This window comes from Pseudomonas sp. SIMBA_041 (assembly GCF_046535095.1).
Classification (GTDB): Bacteria; Pseudomonadota; Gammaproteobacteria; order Pseudomonadales; family Pseudomonadaceae; genus Aquipseudomonas; species Aquipseudomonas mucoides.
Genome location: NZ_JAWRXJ010000665.1, coordinates 1 through 251 on the forward strand (window position 1 = coordinate 1; position 251 = coordinate 251).

General features: G+C 71.3%; 1 pseudogene. It reads left to right on the plus strand.

Annotation, left to right across the window (positions count from 1 at the left end):
• Positions 1–251 (plus strand): annotated as a pseudogene (locus SB725_RS32780) (cobyric acid synthase CobQ); the annotation flags it as partial.

The following is a 251-nucleotide window of genomic DNA, read 5'->3' on the forward strand; positions in this document are numbered from 1 at the left end:
CGTCGCGCCATTCAAGCCGCAGAACATGGCGCTGAACAGCGCGGTGACGGCCGACGGCGGCGAGATCGGCCGCGCGCAGGCGCTGCAGGCGCTCGCGGCCGGCGTGGCGCCCCATACCGACTTCAACCCGGTGCTGCTGAAGCCGACCAGCGATCGCGGCGCGCAGGTGATCATCCACGGCGCCGCGCGGATGAACCTCGATGCGCGCGCGTATCACGACTACAAGCCGGTCGCGTTCGACGCGGTGCTCG